Origin of the sequence: Bacteroides uniformis (assembly GCF_025147485.1) — a bacterium.
GTDB classification, from domain to species: Bacteria; Bacteroidota; Bacteroidia; order Bacteroidales; family Bacteroidaceae; genus Bacteroides; species Bacteroides uniformis.
Genome location: NZ_CP102263.1, coordinates 786,426 through 806,229, shown reverse-complemented (window position 1 = coordinate 806,229; position 19,804 = coordinate 786,426). Strand labels below are relative to the sequence as shown.

16 protein-coding genes are annotated in these 19,804 nt (G+C 49.6%); all 16 read right to left on the bottom strand.

Going from position 1 to position 19,804, the window contains the following annotated elements; all coding sequences use genetic code 11:
- Window positions 1-10: 10 nt before the first annotated feature.
- Window positions 11-1,324, bottom strand: coding sequence for a cell division protein FtsZ (gene ftsZ, locus NQ510_RS03110; protein ID WP_005830408.1), 1,314 nt, complete (start codon window positions 1,322-1,324; stop codon window positions 11-13).
- Between the two features lie 33 nt (window positions 1,325-1,357).
- Entirely contained in the window at window positions 1,358-2,791 is a 1,434-nt protein-coding gene (gene ftsA, locus NQ510_RS03105; RefSeq protein ID WP_005830405.1) for a cell division protein FtsA, read from the bottom strand.
- Window positions 2,792-2,874: 83 nt separating this feature from the next.
- Entirely contained in the window at window positions 2,875-3,612 is a 738-nt protein-coding gene (locus NQ510_RS03100) for a cell division protein FtsQ/DivIB (RefSeq protein WP_005830403.1), read from the bottom strand.
- A complete protein-coding gene (gene murC, locus NQ510_RS03095) occupies window positions 3,605-5,050 on the bottom strand; it encodes a UDP-N-acetylmuramate--L-alanine ligase (protein WP_005830401.1) in 1,446 nt (481 codons plus the stop codon). Before murC ends, NQ510_RS03100 begins: the two co-directional genes overlap by 8 nt.
- Before the next feature lie 69 nt (window positions 5,051-5,119).
- Entirely contained in the window at window positions 5,120-6,343 is a 1,224-nt protein-coding gene (gene murG, locus NQ510_RS03090) for an undecaprenyldiphospho-muramoylpentapeptide beta-N-acetylglucosaminyltransferase (RefSeq protein ID WP_008662690.1), read from the bottom strand.
- A gap of 99 nt (window positions 6,344-6,442) precedes the next feature.
- Window positions 6,443-7,759, bottom strand: coding sequence for an FtsW/RodA/SpoVE family cell cycle protein (locus NQ510_RS03085; protein WP_005830397.1), 1,317 nt, complete (start codon window positions 7,757-7,759; stop codon window positions 6,443-6,445).
- 91 nt (window positions 7,760-7,850) lie between these two features.
- On the bottom strand, window positions 7,851-9,185 hold the full coding sequence (murD, locus tag NQ510_RS03080) for a UDP-N-acetylmuramoyl-L-alanine--D-glutamate ligase (RefSeq protein ID WP_034525910.1): 1,335 nt from the start codon (window positions 9,183-9,185) through the stop codon (window positions 7,851-7,853).
- 95 nt (window positions 9,186-9,280) lie between these two features.
- Window positions 9,281-10,549 carry a phospho-N-acetylmuramoyl-pentapeptide-transferase gene (gene mraY, locus NQ510_RS03075; RefSeq protein ID WP_005830392.1) on the bottom strand — a complete coding sequence of 423 codons (1,269 nt, stop codon included), beginning with the start codon at window positions 10,547-10,549 and terminating at the stop codon, window positions 9,281-9,283.
- A 122-nt stretch (window positions 10,550-10,671) separates the two neighbouring features.
- Complete coding sequence (locus NQ510_RS03070) at window positions 10,672-12,120, bottom strand: UDP-N-acetylmuramoyl-L-alanyl-D-glutamate--2,6-diaminopimelate ligase (protein WP_016272445.1); 1,449 nt, start codon at window positions 12,118-12,120, stop codon at window positions 10,672-10,674.
- A 45-nt stretch (window positions 12,121-12,165) separates the two neighbouring features.
- On the bottom strand, window positions 12,166-14,304 hold the full coding sequence (locus NQ510_RS03065) for a penicillin-binding protein (protein ID WP_005830388.1): 2,139 nt from the start codon (window positions 14,302-14,304) through the stop codon (window positions 12,166-12,168).
- A gap of 87 nt (window positions 14,305-14,391) precedes the next feature.
- Window positions 14,392-14,742 (bottom strand): FtsL-like putative cell division protein, encoded by a 351-nt coding sequence (locus NQ510_RS03060; RefSeq protein ID WP_005830386.1) that lies wholly within the window; start codon window positions 14,740-14,742, stop codon window positions 14,392-14,394.
- A gap of 9 nt (window positions 14,743-14,751) precedes the next feature.
- Window positions 14,752-15,672 carry a 16S rRNA (cytosine(1402)-N(4))-methyltransferase RsmH gene (gene rsmH, locus NQ510_RS03055; protein WP_008662693.1) on the bottom strand — a complete coding sequence of 307 codons (921 nt, stop codon included), beginning with the start codon at window positions 15,670-15,672 and terminating at the stop codon, window positions 14,752-14,754.
- 10 nt (window positions 15,673-15,682) lie between these two features.
- Window positions 15,683-16,159, bottom strand: coding sequence for a division/cell wall cluster transcriptional repressor MraZ (mraZ, locus tag NQ510_RS03050; RefSeq protein WP_005830382.1), 477 nt, complete (start codon window positions 16,157-16,159; stop codon window positions 15,683-15,685).
- A gap of 521 nt (window positions 16,160-16,680) precedes the next feature.
- Entirely contained in the window at window positions 16,681-18,102 is a 1,422-nt protein-coding gene (locus tag NQ510_RS03045) for a glycoside hydrolase family 125 protein (RefSeq protein WP_085931089.1), read from the bottom strand.
- A gap of 168 nt (window positions 18,103-18,270) precedes the next feature.
- Entirely contained in the window at window positions 18,271-18,774 is a 504-nt protein-coding gene (locus NQ510_RS03040; protein WP_005830374.1) for an RNA polymerase sigma factor, read from the bottom strand.
- A 376-nt stretch (window positions 18,775-19,150) separates the two neighbouring features.
- Window positions 19,151-19,654, bottom strand: a complete 504-nt coding sequence (locus NQ510_RS03035; RefSeq protein ID WP_008662699.1) for an RNA polymerase sigma factor — start codon at window positions 19,652-19,654, stop codon at window positions 19,151-19,153.
- Window positions 19,655-19,804 lie beyond the last annotated feature (150 nt).

The following is a 19,804-nucleotide window of genomic DNA, read 5'->3' as shown; positions in this document are numbered from 1 at the left end:
AACGGAAAAATCAGAAGGTGATGACTCCCCCTGCACCGCCTTCTGCCTCTTGCGCGGCTTCGGTGGCGAGCTGCCCTTCCTGCTCTGCCTTCATCTTGATGCTGTTCAGCGTGCTTTTGTCACGCAGATAGGTCGGAGAATTCTCTACCATGCTGATGATGTCGGCGTTGTCCATGTCTTCGGGATTGAAGAGATAGATATGGCGACGGCGGCTGCGCTGGGAACGGGCATTGGCATCCTTGCCATAGTACACTTCGCGGCGGTTTCGTCTCTGTTCCTCTTCCTCCTCCAGCTCGGCAAGGCGTTGCTGTTCTTCGGCGGTACGCTGGGTGATGCGGTCGTCCATCTCCTTCATGTGGATGTCCTGGATACCGAAACCGGTGGCAAGCAGGGTGATTTTCACTTTCTGTTCCAGCTTGTCGTCAATGGCCATACCGAATTTGGTTTCGAAGTCGCGGCTGAAACGGTTCATGAACTCCTTCACCTCGTCCATCTCGCTCATCATCAGCTTGTATTGTGCACTGTAAGAGATGTTGAGGAGTACTTTCTTGGAGTTGAAGATGTCGTTGTTGTTCAGCAACGGCGAGTGCTGCGCGTTCTTGATGGCTTCGCTGACACGGTTGTCACCTTCGCCGTAGCCGGTACTCATGATGGCTACGCCGCCGTCCTTCAGCACTGTTTTCACGTCGTTGAAGTCGAGGTTCACCTTTCCATGCAGGGTGATGATTTCGGCAATACTCTTGGCGGCTACCGAAAGGGTGTCGTCGGCCTTGTCAAACGCGTCGTCTACGGATAGCTCGCTGTATATCTCGCTCAGCTTTTCATTGTTGATGACCAGCAGGGCATCTACGTGCTTGCTGATTTCCTCTACGCCATCCAGTGCCTGGTCTATCTTCTTGTCGCCCTCCCAGCGGAAAGGGATGGTGACGATGCCGATGGTCAGGATGTCCATTTCCTTGGCGGTTTGTGCAATGATGGGTGCGGCACCCGTACCGGTACCACCGCCCATTCCGGCAGTGATGAATACCATCTTGGTGCCGTCGTTCAGCATATTCTTGATGTCTTCGATGCTCTCTTCTGCTGCCTTGCGGGCACGGGCAGGGCGGTTTCCGGCTCCCAGGCCTTCTTTTCCAAGCTGTAACTTCACGGGCACGGGAGAGTCCTTCAACGCTTGGTTGTCTGTGTTGCACAGTACGAACGTCACGTCGTGTATACCTTCCCGGTACATATGGTTCACGGCATTGCCGCCACCTCCACCTACACCGATTACTTTAATGATTTTCGGTGAATCGGTCGGGAAATCGAATTGTACTATATCTTCCATAATAACTTAATTTTCTGGCACATTATCACATTATTACTTCATATCGTCGTCCGAGAAGATTTCGTTGGAAAGCTTGTTGAAAGTCTTTTCGAACCAGCTGGGGCCTTCTTTCTTTTTCTTCTTCTTTTCTTCCTTTTCGCGCAGTTCCCTTTCTTTGCGCTCACGCTCCTTGCGTTCTTTCTCTTCCTTCTTGCGCTGTGCCTTGGCGGCGCGTGCGGCGGCTTCCTGCTCTTTCAGCGCTTCGTCGTCAACGAATATGTCGACCGGTTTGGGAGGAACATTGGAGGCAGGCTGCTGCACCGGCTTCACCTCTTGCAGGCAGCAATTCTCGTTGCCGGCAGCCAGCAGGCCCAGCAGTGTGTTGTGCATGCCGTCCTTCTTGGGCTCGTCGCTGCGTGTGTGGACGGTGGTCTGTACGAACTTGGCGGTCTTTACCTTTTCAATCTTGCTTACTCTATGGAAGGCTTTCTCAAGATTCTTCAGATTGGCTCCTCCACCGGTGAATACAACACCGGAGAAAAGTTTGTCCTCGTAGCCGGAAAGTTGCAACTGGTTCCATACGTTGGCAAGAATTTCTTCTGCACGTGCTCCGATAATATTGTTCAGCAGGGCCAGTTCGAAGGTACGGCCGTCTTCCGACGTGCATACGGCAGGGGTCTCGGCGTCTTCTTCCTCCTCGTAGAGGGCATCACCGTATTGCAGTTTCAGCTTCTCGGCATCTTCCTCTTCCATTTGCAGGGAAGTGATGTCGTGGGTAATGTTGTTTCCACCCAGCGGCAGTACGCTGAGGTAGCGCAGGATATTGTTCTTATAGACCAGCACGGTGGTGGTGTCGGCACCGAAGTCCACCAGTGCACAGCCTGAACGCATCTCGTTTTCGGTCAGCACGGCTTTGGCCAACGCAGTGGGAGCCACGAGCAGGTCGTCGGCAATTTCCACTTTGGCTTGCTCGAAGCTGTGTTCGAGGTTCTTCTTCAGCGAGGCACGCGCCACGATGTTGAGGAACTGCCCGGTGATGTATCTTCCGGCAACTCCTACGGGCTCCACATGCAGCGTGTTGTCTATCTTGTATTCTTGCGGGGCTACATCCAGCACACTCATGTCTACCAAGGGTACATCACGGTTCTCGTCGCAAATCTCGTCTACCAGTTCTTGCGAAATGATGCTCTCTTCCTCCAGCGTACGGCTTACCGCATTCCTCACCGTGCGCAATGATTGTCCGCCGATGCCTACATATACTTTGGCGATGGAGTTGTTCAACTGGCCTTCCAGCTTGTTGATGATGGAAGTCAGCGCTTGTGCGGCCTTGTCAATGTTGTAGATGGCCCCTTTGTGTATAAACGGGGATGCATCTTCGCGTGCATAAGCCAACACCTGGATACTTCCGTCACTGCTCTTCTTTCCTGCGATACCGGAAATCTTGGAAGAACTCAACTCGATAGCGGCGATGAAATCTGTTGTTGCCATATCTATTTATTTACTATTTTACTATTTACAATTTACTATTTGCTGCGCTTTGATAAAGAAGGACTATTAGTAAATCCCTTTCTCTACTCTCTCTTTGTGCAGATGATTTGATTATCAAATTCAACGCTGATACGGGAGTATTTGTTCCAACCCACCTGGTTCAATCCTCTTTCGTAGAATGCCTTTACACGTTTCAGCTTCTTCTCGAATCCGGCAATCTTGCCTAAATAGATAAGATGGTCGCCGACACGGGGCACTAACTCGATGTTCTTGCCGGGCAATACGTGAATTTGCTCTATCTGTGCATTCCAAAAAGAATTCTTTTGCAAAAATACACCAAACTTATATAAATCCCTCATGGCAAACGACTTTTCTACATTTCCGGTTACAACGGCGAGGTGTGCAACGCACTTTGCATCGGGGGGCATCACGGTACCTTTGTTGTCCAGATAGTAGTTTTCGCCGTTGGCGCTCATCACGCGCAGGATGGGGGTGCGCTGGGTCACTTCGATGCAGAGCTTGCCGCTCGGGGTTTTGTAGCACTCCACCTGGTCGATGAGGGGATGCTTGGCAAGTTCGCGCTCCAAGGTCTTGGTACGCACGCGTTCCAGGTCTTTCCCAATGGGGCTGATGCCTTTCTTTTCCAGCAGGGTAGCTACTTCCTTCTTCGTGATGAAGCCGGCATATACCGTGTCTTTTATCACCAGTTCCACGTCTTGGCACACCTGCGAGGTGGGCTTGCGGTTGAAAGCTGTGACAGCCACTACCAGGTAAGCAATGACAAGCAACAGAACGATAGAAAGTAGAATCCTTTTAACCATGATATTTTTCTGATAATAGTTGGGTGATTTGGGGCGCATAGTTGTCCAGGTCTCCGGCTCCCAGCACTACCAATACTTCGGTGTGCTTTTGGGCGAGGAGGCTGAGGACGTCTTCTTTCCTACAGATGCATTTCTCGATGCCGGGGCGGAGGTTGTCATAAATCAGCTGACTCGTCACGCCGGGAATCGGTTGCTCGCGGGCAGGGTATATCTCTGTCAGAATCACCTCGTCGGATAGGGAAAGGCTGTCTGCAAAGTCACGGTAGAAGTCGCGAGTACGGGTGTACAAGTGGGGCTGGAAGATGACGGTTATCTTCTTGTCTTGGTACAACTCGCGGACGGACTTCACGCTTTGGGCTATTTCCGCCGGATGGTGGGCATAGTCGCTGAGAAATACAATCCGGTCATTCTTCAGCTTGAAGTCGAAACGGCGGTCCACTCCGCGGAAGCTTGCCATGCCTTGCTTGATTTCTTCGTCGGTGGCACCGCTGAGATGGGCGAGTGCCATGGCGGCAACACCATTCTCGATGTTGATGCTGACGGGAACACCCAACTGAATATCGTTGATGCGGGTGTCAGGCGCCACGAAGTCGATGAAGATTTCACCGTTTCCGATGCGGATATTCTCGGCATGGAAGTCGCCTTCGTTGCGCGAGTAGGTATAGGTGGTGACGCCCGGTTGTACGTCGGCTTGCATTTCCAGTCCTTTGTGCAGAATCAAGGCGCCGCCCGGCTGGATAAGCGTGGTGTAGTGGCGGAAGCTTTCGAGATAGGCTTCTTTGGTGCCGTATATATCCAGGTGGTCGGGGTCGGTGGCAGTAATGACACTCATCCAGGGCGATAGCCAGTGGAAGGAGCGGTCGAACTCATCCGCTTCGATAACGGTATAAGGGCTGGTGGCGGAAAGCAGCAGATTCGTACCGTAGTTCTTCGAAATGCCTCCGAGGAAGGCGGTGCAGCCCACGTGTGACTGGTGCAGCAGGTGGGCAGCCATGGTGCTGGTGGTAGTCTTGCCATGCGTACCTGCCACGCACAGACCTTTACTGCTGCGGGTGATGATGCCCAATACTTGGGAGCGCTTATGTATGTCGAAACCGTTTTCACGGAAATAGGTCAGTTCTGCATGCTCTTGCGGCACGGCGGGGGTATAGACCACGAGCGTGCTTGCCTTGTCTTTGCACTCCTCCGGAATAAGGTTGATATCCTCTTCGTAGTGTATCTGTGCTCCTTCCGTAATCAGACGTTCTGTCAGTTCGCTCGACGTACGGTCGTAGCCCGCTACTGTCTTTCCTTTAGAGAGGAAATAGCGTATCAGAGCGCTCATGCCGATGCCGCCGGCACCGACGAAATAAACGGAGCGAATGGCTTCAAGCCTCACCCCCTGCCCCTCCCCCGTAGGGAGGGGAGATGAGTTACTATTGCTTATATTTTTATTCATATTCAAATTTTTTCTTCAAACTCTTCTTCCAAAAGTATGATATTATAAAAAGAACGATAGCAGTACTATCTATTCCCCCCTCCCTACGGGGGAGGGACAAGGGGAGAGGCTCTTCAATACCTCCTTCGCAATAATTGTCGCCGAGTCCGGCAACGCTAGCTTGGCGATATTCTTGCTCAAGTCTTGCAGCTTCTCGGGGTTAGCGATTGTCTCCAACGCCACCGGCAGCAGCTTCTCTTTCGCTTCCACATCCTTCACATAGATAGCTGCATCCTTATCCACCAGCGCCAGCGCATTCTTGGTCTGATGGTCTTCGGCCACATTGGGTGAGGGAACCAGGATGACCGGCTTGTGCAGCAGGCAGAACTCGGAGATGGAACCGGCTCCGGCACGTGAAATCACCAGATCGGCAGCGGCATAGGCGTTTGCCATATCCTTAATGAAGTCCGTCACATACAGATTCGGAATGGCACTGATATGCGGGTTACGTACGGCTTCTCCCGTAGTGGCTGTAATGGCTTCTCTGACTTGGTCAATGTATATCTTGCCAGTCTGCCAGATAAACTGTACGTCGGGGTGGGTACGAATGATATCCAGGCCGGCGGTCAGTGTCTGGTTGATGGTACGCGCTCCAAGACTACCGCCCAGAATGAGGATAGTCTTCTTTTCCGGGTTCAATCCGAAGTACTTTACGGCGTCTGCGTGCAGGATGGAATGTCCGAGCAGGTTCTGGCGCACCGGATTACCTGTCATGATTATCTTTTCTGCCGGGAAGAACTTTTCCATGCCTTCGTAGGCCACGCAAATCTTGCATGCCTTCTGTGCCAGCAGCTTGTTGGTGACACCGGCGTAGGAATTCTGTTCCTGTATCAGCGTGGGAATACCCATCATGCCCGCCATTTTCAGCGTAGGACCACTGGCATAGCCACCTACACCGACGGCTACTTGCGGGCGGAACTCCTTGATGATGCTCCGTGCTTTCCACTGGCTTCGTATCAGTTTCAGCAGTACGGAGAAGTTCTTCCACAGATGTTTGCGGTCGAATCCGGCAACGGGTAAACCTATAATCCGGTAACCGGCATCTGGAACACGCTGCATTTCCATTCTTCCTTCGGCACCTACGAAGAGAATCTCCGCGTCGGGACACAACTCTTTTATGGCGTTAGCGATGGAGATGGCCGGAAAGATATGTCCTCCGGTACCGCCGCCGCTGATGATAAGCCTCACCCCCTTCCCCGTAGGGAGAGGGGTAGAGTTACTTTTGGTTGTATAGTTGTTCGCCTCTTTACTCATATTCTTGTTCTTTTTTATTTTTGTATTATTGGCATGCCCTCCATTACTCAATTATTCTTTTCTCCCCTCCCTACGGGGGAGGGGTTGGGGGAGAGGCTGTTATTCAAACTCCGCATCACTGTTCAGTACCTTTGCTGTCGGCTCAGCGGCTGTCTGTGCTTCGCTGTCGGCAGGTTGTTCCGGGTGCTCGGCATTTCCGGCATCTATCAGCATCGGCACTTGCGCATCATGCATCCGCTGTTCCTCCAGCTTGGCTGTATAGCGGCTGACACTCAGTATCATGCCGATGTAGGCACAGTTGATGAAAGTGGATGTACCACCCTTGCTGATGAGTGGAAGCGGTTGTCCCGTGACGGGTGCCAGACCTACGGCAACCATCATGTTGAACAGCGCCTGCGTGACGAGCAGCAAGGCTATTCCGGTAATGAGGAAAGCGGGGAAAGTGCGGTCGCATTTTTTGGCGATACGGCCCACTCGCACCAATAGGCAGACATAAAGGAACACAACGACTATTCCGCCTACCAGTCCCAGTTCCTCGATGATGATGGCATAGATGAAATCGGAGAATGCCTGGCTCAGAAAGTCACGCTGTACGGAGTTTCCCGGACCCTTGCCTACAACGTTGCTCGTAGCTACGGCAATACGGGCATGTGCCACTTGCCCGTCGCCGTCGATGTCGAATTTGGCGGCAGGAACTTCCTCCTTGTTGGTAAAGTCTGCAATACGGGATTTTACAGTGGTGAAGCGGTGCCCCATCGGTATATTTTCCAATGTCTTGTCTGGCGTGGCCAGCAGGAAGGCGACAAAGACTGTTACGAATGCCACAATTCCTCCTCCCAGTATCAGCAGTTTCCTGGCAGATACCCGTCCGATGAACATCATCAGGTAGACCGTTCCGAAGAGCAGCATTCCCGTCGAGTAGTTTTCTGGCAGGATAAGGCCACAGACAATGCAGGTAATAATCATGATGCGCTTAAAGGCTTTCGGACTTGCACCGTCTTCATCCTGCCCTTTCGAGAGGATAAAGGCGGTAACGATGACAACGGCCATCTTCGCTATTTCCGACGGCTGGAACTGAATGCCCATGAAGGTCATCCAGCGGGCTGCGCCGTTTACGCGGTCGCCGGTAATGAATCCCATCAGCATCACAAAAGCCAGCAGTCCGATGGATATCGGAAGCAGGAATACCGGGAACACCTGAAACCATTTATAGGGGATGTTGTGTACCAGTACTACAATGACGGCGCCTACCATCAGGAGGATGCTGTGCTGCGTAATCGGTCCCCAGTGGTCGCCACTCTTGTAGGTCAGCGTACTGGCAGCACTGAATACCTCTGTGATGGAGATGAGGCAAAGGAAAAGGAAAATAATCCAAATCACTTTATCGCCTTTGAATATGCTCTTTAATAAATCCAATGCTTCGCAAATTAAAAATTAATAATTAAAGAATTAAAAGTTGCCATTCTTGTTACGGGATGCGTAATAGGACTGTTGCGGCATCCGTATCTTATAGTGTTCTGACACATGCTTTGAACTGATTGCCGCGGTCCTCATAGCTCTTGAAGAGGTCGAAGGAGGCACAGCAAGGACTGAGCAACACGGTTTCACCTTTCTTTGCCAGCTTGAAGGCTGCTTCTACGGCATCCTGCATGCCGGTCTGCACGTCGGCTACGGGCAGTCCCAGACGGTCGAAGAAGGCGTGCAACTTTTCGTTGTGCAAACCCAAATAGACCAGGGCAGAGCACTTTTCGCGTACGAGGTCTTCGATTTCCGTGTAATCGTTTCCTTTGTCTTTACCGCCGAGGATAAGTACGGTTTTGCCGGTCATGCTTTGTAGGGCATACCAGCAGGAGTTTACGTTCGTAGCCTTGGAATCGTTGATGAAGCTCACGCCGCGTACGGTGGCTACTTTCTCCAACCGGTGTTCCACTCCCTTGAAGTCGGACAAGGCTTTGCGGATATATTCTTTCCGGATGCCGGCCAAATTGGCCGAGATGCCGGCGGCTAACGAATTGTATAGGTTGTGTGTGCCGTGCAGCGCCAGCTCCTCTTGCTCCATATTGAAGGCTATCGGTTCGTTGATTTCCACTTCACCGTCTTCCACGTATGCGATGGCCCCGTCTTCCTTCACGGCAGCGAACGGGTAGAGATGGGCGCGCAGGCCATGCTTGTCTAATTCGCGCTTGATGATGGGGTCGTCGTTCCAGAAGATAAAAGCGTCTTCCGGTGTCTGGTTTTGGGTGATGCGGAATTTGGCGTCCACATATTTCTGCATACAGTGGTCGTAACGGTCCAAGTGGTCTGGTGTGATGTTCATCAGTACGGCAATGTTGGCACGGAAGTTATACATATTGTCCAGCTGGAAGGAACTCAGCTCAATGACATAGTAATCATGCTGCTCCGTGGCTACCTGCAAGGCCAGACTGTTGCCGATGTTGCCGGCGAGGCCGACGTTCAGGCCTGCGCTCTTGAAGATGTGATAAATGAGCGAGGTGGTTGTAGTCTTTCCGTTCGAGCCGGTGATACAGACCATCTTTGCGTCAGTGTACCGTCCCGCAAACTCTATCTCAGAGATGATGGGCGTACCTTTTTCCTTTAATTTCATAATGAGCGGTGCGTCGTTGGGGATACCGGGACTTTTCACCACTTCGTCAGCATTCAGAATCAACTCTTCTGTGTGGTGTCCCTCTTCCCAGGCAATGCCGTATTTATCCAGCAGTTCCTTGTATTTGTCTTTGATGGCGGACATGTCGGAGACGAACGTGTCGAATCCTTTCACTTTGGCCAGTACGGCAGCGCCTGCGCCGCTTTCGCCAGCTCCTAATACTACAATTCTCATAATGTACTAATATGATTAATGTGCCAATGTGCTAATGAGCTGCGCTGTCGTGCCGCATGGCAATTAGCACATTGGCACATTAGCATATTGAATAATTATTATCTAATCTTTAATGTTATAATCGTTATCGCTGCCAATACAATCGTCACAATCCAGAAGCGGATGGTGATTTTGGATTCGTGGAACAGCTTGTCCGGTTTGGTGAATACTACGCTGCATCCCGGCTCTATCAGGCTCATGGAAGTGCGGAAGTGGTCGTGTATCGGTGTTCTTTTGAAGAGACGTTGTTTCACGCCTTTCCGCTTGCCTGCCTTGTAGTAGAGGCGTTGCAGGATGACCGAAAGGTTCTCCACCAGGAAGATACCGCAAAGGATGGGTATCAGCAGTTCCTTGTGAATAATGATGGCGTATACTGCGATGATTCCTCCAATGGTCAGACTGCCCGTATCGCCCATGAATACCTGGGCCGGATAGGCATTGTACCACAAGAAGCCGATAAGTGCACCGATGAAGGCACAGATAAAGATTACCAGTTCTTCCGAGCCGGGAATGTACATGATATTCAGGTAGCCGGCATATTCAATGTGGCTCGATACGTAGGCGAGTATTCCCAAGGTCAGTCCGATAATGGCAGAGTTCCCTGCCGCCATTCCGTCCATTCCGTCATTTAGGTTGGCTCCGTTGCTGACGGCGGTAACTACGAAAATCGTGATAATCACAAACAGTATCCAACCTGCTGTCTGGGCATGTTCACCCATGAAGCCCACTAGGTCGGCATAGTCGAAGTTGTTGCTCTTGAAGAATGGGATGGTGGTCTGTGTTGCCTTGATTTCCTTGGCGGCATGCACCACTTCTATCTGTCCGTCCGGTTTCTCTATTTCTATGTTCTCGCGGATAACCACCTGCGGACTGAGGTAGAGAGTCAGTCCGACGATAAGTCCCAAGCCTACCTGACCGATGATTTTGAACTTACCGTGCAGGCCTTCCTTGTCCTTCTTGAATATCTTGATGTAGTCGTCGGCAAAGCCCAGCGACCCCAGCCAGATTGTGGTAATCAGCATCAATATCATATAAATATTGCTCAATTTGCCCAGTAGTAGGCAAGGAATGAGTATGGCAAAAATAATGATGACACCGCCCATGCTGGGTACTCCCACCTTGTTTACGCCGAACGGGTCGATGCTGGCATCACGTTGCGTTTCAGTAATCTGCTTGCGTTTCAGTAGATTGATGAACTTATCTCCCCAGATACTCGAAATGAGCAATGCCAGAATGATTGCCATCAACGAACGGAAGGATGTATAGCCAAACATGCCCGCACCGGGGAAGTCATATTTGTCTAACCATTGAAATAAATAGTATAACATGATGTTAATTATTTAATTGTTTAATGTGCTAATGTGCCAATATGCTAATTGATAGTCTGGTATATCTGCTGGTAAAGGAATGAATATCCTACATGACGCATGGCGATTAGCACATTGGCATATTAGCACATTATCTCATTTAATATCTCTTTGTCGTCAAAATGGTGTTTCACGCCTTTAATCTCCTGATAATTCTCATGCCCCTTGCCTGCAACGAGAATCACGTCTCCCGGCTGTGCCAGCATGCAGGCTGTCTTGATGGCTTCGCGGCGGTCGGTGATGCTGATGGTTTTCTGCATGTCGTCTTTATCCAGTCCCGCCAGCATGTCGTTGATGATGTCCTGCGGCTCTTCAAAGCGCGGGTTATCGGAGGTGATGATGACCCGGTCGCTCAAGCGGGCGGATTCTTTGGCCATGATGGGACGCTTGCCTTTGTCGCGGTTGCCGCCGGCGCCCACAACGGTAATCACTTTCCCTTTTCCTTCCAGCACTCCGTGAATGGCGTTCAATACATTGACCAGGGCGTCTGGAGTATGCGCATAGTCCACAATGGCGGTGTAGCCTTTCGGTGAACGGATGGCATCGAAGCGGCCGGTTACCGGATGCAGCGTGCTGAGGGCAACCAGTACATCCTCTTCTTTCTTGCCAAGCAATACGGCAGTACCGAATACCGCCAGCAGGTTGTAGGCATTGAACTTTCCGATGAAACGTACTGCCAGTTCGTGATTGTTGAAGTCGAGCAACATTCCCTCGAAATGAGACTCCAAGACTTTGCCTTTGAAGTCGCTAAGACTACGCAAAGAGTAGGTGTATACCTTCGAACGGGTATTCTGCGTCATCACAAGTCCGTTCTTGTCATCCAGGTTGGTCAGGCTGAAAGCTCCTTTTGGCAGTTCGTCGAAGAACTTTTTCTTGGCTTTGAGGTAGTTCTCCACCGTTTTATGATAATCCAGATGGTCGCGGGTCAGATTAGTGAAAATACCGCCGGCAAACTTCAGACCGCTGATGCGCTTTTGGGCAATGGAATGGGAACTGACTTCCATGAAGGCATACTTGCAGCCGGAATCTGCCATTTCTCCGAGCAGGCGGTTCAGGGTTATCGGGTCCGGGGTGGTGTGTTCGGTCGGTACGGGCTGGTCGTCGATGTAATTGCATACAGTGGAAACCAGTCCGACCTTGTAGCCGAAATAGCGGAAAGTATTATATAATAAGGTGGCAACGGTTGTTTTTCCGTTGGTTCCGGTCACGCCGATGAGTTCCATCTTGGATGTAGGGTCGCCATAGAAAGTGGTAGCCACTTTCCCTACGGCATCTTCACTGTCTTTCACCTGAATGTAGGTGATGCCGGCCTTAAGCTCTTCCGGCAATTCTTCACACAATACTGCAACAGCCCCTTTATCGATGGCAGCCGGAATATAGGCATGCCCGTCGGTCTGCGTACCACGCATGGCCATGAACAGATGTCCGGTTCCTATCAGGCGGGAATCTATATTCACCCCCGTTATCTCCATGCTTGTACTTCCGGTAATCCGGACCGGCTGTATTGTTTGCAACAAATCACTTAATCTCATACCTTATTATATATAGTGTATATCCAAATCTTGTTTATTCTCATGTTAACGTAGTGTCAGGGCTATGGTTTGTCCTTTCACTATCCGGCTACCGCTTGCTATGGACTGGTTCCTCACCCGTCCTACGCCGTTTAGCCTTACTTTCAGTCCTTTACTCTCTAAAAGGTAGACAGCATCTTTCGCTCCCATACCTACCACGCTGGGCACGGTGCCCGAGGCCGGTTCCTGGTCTTGCAGGATGACTGCCGACGGAGCAGCTTGTGTATGCCCCCACTGTTCCTTTTTCTTTTGTCCGGCGAACTGTTTCTGAACGGGCACTTTCAAATCATTCAGTACAAGGAGTGCTTCGTTCATCTCTCCGGCTTTCACGGGAGGAATCACATTGGTGGTACTGTCTATGGCACTGCGTATGTCAAAACGCAGGTCTTTGGCATAAACTCTTTCTGCTATTTTCCCAAAGACACTACCTGCCATCAGACCGCCTGAAGCTGGTAACCCAGGCTTCTGAATGGAAACGATGCAACTGTATTTGGGTGCTTCCGAGGGGAAATATCCGCAGAAACTTACAAGGTAATTCACCCGTCCCGACTTATATCCGGCGGCTCCTTGTGAAATCTGTGCCGTACCCGTCTTGCCCGATACGGAGAATTGCTTGCTGCCGGCGGGTTTTGCCAGACCTTGCGATACCACTTTCCGAAGGATTTCGCGGATCTGTGTCAGGGTATGGTCGGAACATATCTTGGGATTGATTACTTCCGTAGGATATTCTTTCACTACCTCACCGTCCTTTACCGCTGCTTTCACAAACTTGGGGCGTACCATGACCCCGTTGTTGGCTATGGCATTGTAGAAGGTCAGTATGTTCATAGGAGGTACCTGAGTCTCGTAGCCGATACTCATCCACGGCAAAGTCGTTTTGGCAAAATAACGCTCTTTGGGTCCTTTGATGTTGGGCTTCCCTTCACCGGGTATTTGCAGATGAAGCGGCTGGTCGATGCTCATGCGCTTCAAACCGTCCACGAACTTCTGCGGATTATCCTTGTAGTGCTTGTCGATGAGGTAGGAGACGCCCACATTGGAAGAAACTTCCAGAATACGTGTCACATCTATCTTTCCATAACCTCCCCGGTGCCAGTTGTGGTCTCTCATCTTGCTGCCGTACATATTCATAATACCGTTGCCCGTGTCTACCTCGGTATCCGGGGTTATCTTGCCATCTTCCAGTGCCACCATAATGGAGGCTGTCTTGAAGGTGGAGCCCGGTTCCAACATATCGCTGATGGCATTACTGTTCATTTCGTAGTAATTGCCGTCTCCGGCTTTCATCATGTTGACAATGGCCTTTACTTCTCCGGTAGCCACTTCCATCAGTACGGCTACCCCGACATTGGCATTGATTTCCTTCAACTTGTCTACCAGGGCTTTTTCGCAGATGTCCTGCATGCCTACGTCGAGGGTGGATATGATGTCACAACCGTCTACCGGGGGAAGGTCTACGATATTCAGGTATTTATTCATCACCTTCTGACGGTGGGTAATACCGTTCCGTCCTTTCAGCAGGGTGTCGAAGGCCAGTTCAATGCCGTTACGGGCTCCCATGGCTGTATCGGCATAGAGACGGCCCAGGGTTTGGGCTGCCAAAGAACCGAACGGCTTTTTACGCTGGTTGTATATCTGTTCGTGGAAACCGCCTCGGTATTTGTTCATCTTGAATACGGGTAACCGTTTGGCTTCCTTATACTGAATGTAAGAGATGCGCCGGTTGCGGTTGGGAAGAATGTTGTAGTTCCGGCTCTTCATCTCCCGCCCCTTGCGCAGATGGCTTTTGAAGGTGGCGGCACTGATGTCCGGAAAAATCTGATGAAGCCCGATACAGATAGAATCGAAATTGGCTTTCCAGATAGAATCCTTGCGCTGCTGGTCCTTTTTGCGGCGTTTCTCGTCCCTTTCGCCGGACATGAAGTCCATATATATTTTATATTCTGGCAGCGAACTTGCCATCAGTTTGCCATCCGAGGACAGGATATTTCCCCGGTTGGGCTTCACCGTTACATTCTCTTTTACGAAGCGGTCGGCTACATCGTGCCAGTACTGTCGCTCGGCAAACATAATCATGGCACCTTTTACAACAATAGCTATCCCCACCAGCCCCATGAGTAGGACGACGAAGAAGTAACGGGTCATTATGTTTTTTTTATTTACAGCCAATGTTATTTACGATTTAACGATTTACGATGTACTATTGAAATTACTTTAATCCTCAATTCTCCATTATTTTAGTAAGTACGGTGGATTAGTGGAAGTCTGCAAATCGCTTTCTTTGGTGGCGATGTATTCCTCGATGCGTGATTGGCGGCTCCGCTCCATCAATTCCGAACTGCGTGTCAGGGCATCGTACTTGATGTCTATCAGCTCTTTTTTAAGATTGTCTATCTCTATCAGTTGCAGTTGGCATTCGTAACGGTTGTTGATGTAAATAATGATAAGCACCATGATAAGGAACAACAATCCGGCTTGGCGGCGGAAGAAGTCTGTGGCCAGAATGTCGCCTCCGATGATGTTCTTCAGTGAGGTGCGTTTTTTCACCTTTTCCGTATTCTTTTCTTCTTGCTTCTTTTCCATTGCTAGTCACTAATCATTCATTACTCTTTCTGCAATTCTCAGCTTGGCGCTGCGCGAACGCGGATTGCGCTCTATCTCTTCCTCGTCCGGTACAATCACTTTGTTGTTGACTAGCCGGAACGGGGTCAATACGTTCCCGAAAAAATCTTTTTCGGCCTTGCCTTCCACGTTGCCGGTTTTCATGATATTCTTCACCATACGGTCTTCCAGGGAGTGATAGGTTATCACCACCAGGCGGCCTCCCGGCTTTAGCGCTTCTGTTGCCGCATACAGCATTTCTTTCAGTGCTTCCATTTCCTGGTTTACCTCAATGCGCAATGCCTGGAATACTTTTGCCAGTTCTTTCTTCTCGCGTTCGCGGCCGAAGAGTGGTTTGACGATTTCCAGAAATTCGCCGATGGTGGCAATTCTCTGCGTAGCCCGTGCCTTAACGATGACAGATGCCAGTTTCCGGCTGTTCTTCAGCTCGCCGTACAGATAAAAAATATCGGCCAGCTTTTCTTCTTCGTAGGTATTCACGATGTCGGCAGCGGTTAGGCCGGCACGCTTGTTCATACGCATATCCAGTGCCCCGTCGAAGCGGAAGGAGAATCCCCGTTCGCTGTCATCAAAGTGATGGGAAGATACGCCGAGGTCGGCAAGTATGGCATCCACTTTTTCGATGCCGTGATAGCGTAGGAAGTTGTGCAGGTAGCGGAAGTTGCTGCGTACGAATGTAAAATGCGGGTTGTTCACAATGTTACGTTCCGCATCCTCGTCCTGGTCGAAGCTCAGCAGCCGGCCGCCGTCTTCCAGGCGGGACAGTATCTCGCGCGAATGTCCTCCTCCACCAAACGTTACGTCTACATACGTGCCGTCCGGACGGATGTTCATTGCATCTACGCTCGGCATCAGCAATACGGGGATGTGATATGTTGTTTCTTCTTTCATCATCTGTTGTTTATAGCTTATTTTCGTTACAACAAATATTTTCGTCTCCCAGCAGTTCTTCAAGAGCCTCGCTGAACTCGTCGGGGTTCATGAATGGTTGGTCGGCACGTTCCTTAGCCCAGATTTCTATTGTGTTGTCCACACCAATGAAGCGGACATCACTTTGTATACCCGCCATTTGCAGGTAACGTTTTGGGAGCAGGATGCGTCCGTTCCCGTCAGGGGTCATGACTTCCGCGTCACTTACGAACTGGCGGAAAATCATTTGTTGTTTGGCGTTCCATTTATTCAGTCGGCAGCGAAGTTGGTTTTGAGTGGCAAACCATACACTTTCCGGGTAGAGCACCAGGCAATCCTGATACACGTCCTTACGCAACACGAGTCTTTCTTCAGAAGCGGCTTGCAGCTGTTTCCGGAAGGTGGCCGGGATGAAAACTCTTCCTTTTGCATCCGCCTTAGCCTCGATATTACCTAAAAATTGTATCATTTCTCACCTTATTATAATAAGCGACGGTAAAAATACACATTTCCCCACAATTCCCCACAATCTTTTAACTAAAATCTTAGGAAGAAGTTTTCAACACCTTGTTGATAGCTTATTCATTTGATAATGAAGCTGCTTTTGAAACGCTTTGCTGGTGGGGGATTCGTGTAGTCTCTTTTGAAAAGATTCGGTTGAGGATGACGGTCTTTGGTTTGAAAGTCGCTTGTTGGTGGAATGGTGTCTTGGGTGGGAAACTTCTTTCCCAGCTTTGCGGATATCTAAACCAAGACTTGGTTTCTCTATCCCCAGGCTTGGTTTGGAAAAACCAAAGTTTGGGATAAAGCTCTTTCTTAACTCTTTCTTGTTTTAGTATTAACTTCTGAAACTTTTTTTGTTAACTTCCCGTCTATTTTGTGAACGTTACTACTTACCGGAAGATGATGGGAGGGAGGAGTGATAATATTCCCCCTGGAGTGGTTGATTATTACATTCATCCACAGAATCCAGGGGGGATAAATGTTTTTTTACTGTATGCTGTTCAGCAAGTCTAGCTTGCCCTCGTTCACCAGTTTTAGAATGAGTTCGCCAAACAATGTGTTTTGCCATGCAAACCAGGCGCGGGTGAACTTGGCGGGATTGTCTTTGTGGAAAGACTCGTGCATAAAGCCGGTTCCGGCTTCTGTATCCATCAACATCTTCACGCAAGTTTTAATCTCTTCATCGTTCTGGCTTGTGAAGGCTTTCATCATGATGCTCATCGGCCAAATCATGTCGTAGCCGATGTGCGGACCTCCAATGCCTTCGCCTGCCGTACCTTTGAAGAAGTATGGGTTATCCTCGCTCCATACGAAACGACGGGTGTTCTGGTAAATAGGATCGTTGATGTCCACATCGCCCAGATAGGGCAGTGCGATAAGGCTCGGTACATTGGCGTCGTCCATCAGAAGGTGGTTGCCGAAACCGTCTACCTCGAAGGCATAGATGGTGCCGTATTTGGGATGGTTGTAGGTAGCGTATTTTCGTAGGGCGGTTTCTACTTCTCCGGCCAGGTCGGTACATTCTTTTGCAAGCTCCGGGCGGTTATTGACTTCAGTCAGAATCTCGGCTGCCTTACGCAGCGAAGATACGGCGAAGAAGTTGGAGGGTATCAGGAATTGGAAGGTGGTGGCGTCATCGGAAGGGCGGAAAGAAGATGCAATCAGTCCGACCGGTTTCACCGGATTGCCCCAGCCGTCGTTGGTCATCGTGTCCAGTGCGCGTTCAGTTACCCGCTGGAAATGGTAGGAACCGCGTCCGTCACGGCGCTGTTGGTCGCGGAAGGTGGTCAGGATGTTTTGGATTGCTTTTATCCACTCGGCATCGAAGATGCTTGTATCACCGGTCGTTTTCCAGTAATGGTAGGCAAGGCGTAGCGGATAACACAGTGAATCGATTTCCCATTTACGCTCGTGCACCTCGTCGTTCATGTCGGTAAGGTCGGTTTTCCAGTGTCCGTCGGGGATGGGGCCGTCGTTGAAGGCGTTGGCAAACGGGTCTACATTAATCAGCTTGAATTGGCGGTTGATGACTCCTGCAAGCATCGTCTTCAGTTCCTTGTCTTCATTGGCCAGCTGTACGTAGGGCCACACCTGCGCACCTGAGTCGCGGAGCCACATGGCATGGATATCTCCGGTGTAGACAAATGTGTCGGGCTTCCCGTCTTTCTTGTCCTTGCGGAAATGGACGGTGGTGTCCAGCGTGTTGGGAAAGCAGTTAGTGAACATCCATGACAGCTTCTGATTTTTCAGCAGCTGCTGTATCCGTTGAATTTGTTCTTCTACGGCTTTGGAACAGAACAGTCGTTTTGATTCTACCGGTCGGTTGTCTTTCTTGATAGCGTCGGAGGCGCATACGTGGTTACTCATGGCCGGCTGTACGGCAAAAATGGCAGGAGTAGCCATTGTCATTGCTGCAAATGTGCAGGCTGTAATGATTGTCTGTTTCTTCATGTTGTTTATTAATTACTCGGTTTTTCTTTAGGTATCTTGGTTTGTGTCCCATGATTGCCCAAAGATAAGCATATTTACTTTTTTATCCGGCCAATTAATAAACAATTCTTAGGTTGCCGTATTCTCTTATCTGAAATCTTTCAGTTCCTGTTGCAGTTTCTGGCGGGTAAAGAAGATGCGGCTCTTTACTGTTCCAAGTGGGAGGTTCAGCTTTTCTGCGATTTCACGGTACTTGAAACCGGAGACATGCATGGAGAAAGGTATCTTGTACTCACGTGGCAAGGCATTGACAATGCGGTGCATTTCCTTCAGGTCGTAGGCGCCTTCTGTGCTGTCGAGTGTGAGGTCGTGCGGCGTGTTCAGATGATAGAGATTGTCTGTGGTATCTACAAATGTCTGGTCACGTACCACTTTACGGTAATTGTTGATGAAAATATTACGCATGATGGTATATATCCATCCTTTAAAGTTGGTATCAGGTGTGTACTTCTCTTCATTGTCCAGAGCTTTCAGGGATGTCTCTTGAAGCAGGTCGTTGGCCTCTTCGCGGTCGGAGGTTAATTTATATGCAAAGCGTAATAAGTCGTTTTGAACTCCGAGTAGGTCTTGGGTAAATGTTCTATTATTCATAATGGATGTTTTTTAAATTATTGTTCGTTTTATTGATGATGCAAAGCTACGGATGATTTCTCTTTTTGATAGACGGAAATCAAACTCTCTTTGGGGTAAAATCTAACAATTGGCAGTTTTCGGGTGGCTTTGGTTAGCTTTCAGTGCCTCGGATAGGTGGAAAAGTGGGATGTAGCCAGAGATTGCTATCCTGATTTTTGTAAATAATATTATCGCAAAGCGTAACGGCTTGAATGAGTTTGTGTACGAAATACAAGGGGCGAGACCATGAAAGGCAGATGCGGGATTGTCCCGGCCTGCCTTTCTCTCTTTTGATACAACTAAAATCTGTACTCTTCTTAATTTATGGAAATCACTGGTTTTATATGCTGAGTTCTTAAACAAAATCCTTCAAGTCTTGTTGTAGTTTTTGGCGGGTGAAGTAAATGCGGCTCTTTACCGTGCCTAAGGGCAACCCTAGCTTCTCTGCAATTTCGCGGTATTTGAAGCCGGAGACATGCATGGAGAAGGGAATCTTGTACTCCCGTGGAAGGGCGTTGACAATGCGGTGCATCTCTTTCAGGTCATATGCGCTTTCTGTGCTTTCAAAAGCGGCGTCGCGCGGCAGGTTCAGGTGATAGAGATTGTCCGTGGTATCCACGAAAGTCTGGTCACGCACCACTTTGCGGTAATTGTTGATGAAGATATTGCGCATGATGGTGTATATCCATCCTTTGAAATTAGTATCGGGCGTATACTTCTCTTCGTTATCCAGAGCTTTCAGGGATGTTTCCTGCAAGAGGTCGTTGGCTTCTTCACGGTCGGAAGTAAGTTTGTATGCAAAACGCAATAAATCGTCTTGAACTCCGAGCAGGTCTTTTTTAAATGTTATATTGTTCATATGTGCTATGTTTTTTTTCGTTAATCTTGATATTGCAAGTTTACGGAAGTTTTCTCTTTCAGGCAGACGGATTTCAAACACACTTTAGGGGAAAAACTATCAATTGACAGTTTTTAGGTGCTATTTGATAGATTTCGGGTGCAGTTTTCT

Bases quoted from the DNA above. Each gene is read 5' to 3' on its own strand.
- NQ510_RS03045 (WP_085931089.1), bottom strand. From the start codon at position 18,102: ATGACAATGGCTACTCCTGCCATTTTTGCCGTACAGCCGGCCATGAGT.
- NQ510_RS03065 (WP_005830388.1), bottom strand. From the start codon at position 14,304: ATGACCCGTTACTTCTTCGTCGTCCTACTCATGGGGCTGGTGGGGATA.
- rsmH (WP_008662693.1), bottom strand. From the start codon at position 15,672: ATGAAAGAAGAAACAACATATCACATCCCCGTATTGCTGATGCCGAGC.
- murC (WP_005830401.1), bottom strand. From the start codon at position 5,050: ATGAATAAAAATATAAGCAATAGTAACTCATCTCCCCTCCCTACGGGG.
- murG (WP_008662690.1), bottom strand. From the start codon at position 6,343: ATGAGTAAAGAGGCGAACAACTATACAACCAAAAGTAACTCTACCCCT.
- NQ510_RS03035 (WP_008662699.1), bottom strand. From the start codon at position 19,654: ATGAACAATATAACATTTAAAAAAGACCTGCTCGGAGTTCAAGACGAT.
- NQ510_RS03060 (WP_005830386.1), bottom strand. From the start codon at position 14,742: ATGGAAAAGAAGCAAGAAGAAAAGAATACGGAAAAGGTGAAAAAACGC.
- mraZ (WP_005830382.1), bottom strand. From the start codon at position 16,159: ATGATACAATTTTTAGGTAATATCGAGGCTAAGGCGGATGCAAAAGGA.
- NQ510_RS03100 (WP_005830403.1), bottom strand. From the start codon at position 3,612: ATGGTTAAAAGGATTCTACTTTCTATCGTTCTGTTGCTTGTCATTGCT.
- mraY (WP_005830392.1), bottom strand. From the start codon at position 10,549: ATGTTATACTATTTATTTCAATGGTTAGACAAATATGACTTCCCCGGT.
- ftsA (WP_005830405.1), bottom strand. From the start codon at position 2,791: ATGGCAACAACAGATTTCATCGCCGCTATCGAGTTGAGTTCTTCCAAG.
- NQ510_RS03070 (WP_016272445.1), bottom strand. From the start codon at position 12,120: ATGAGATTAAGTGATTTGTTGCAAACAATACAGCCGGTCCGGATTACC.
- ftsZ (WP_005830408.1), bottom strand. From the start codon at position 1,324: ATGGAAGATATAGTACAATTCGATTTCCCGACCGATTCACCGAAAATC.
- NQ510_RS03040 (WP_005830374.1), bottom strand. From the start codon at position 18,774: ATGAATAATAGAACATTTACCCAAGACCTACTCGGAGTTCAAAACGAC.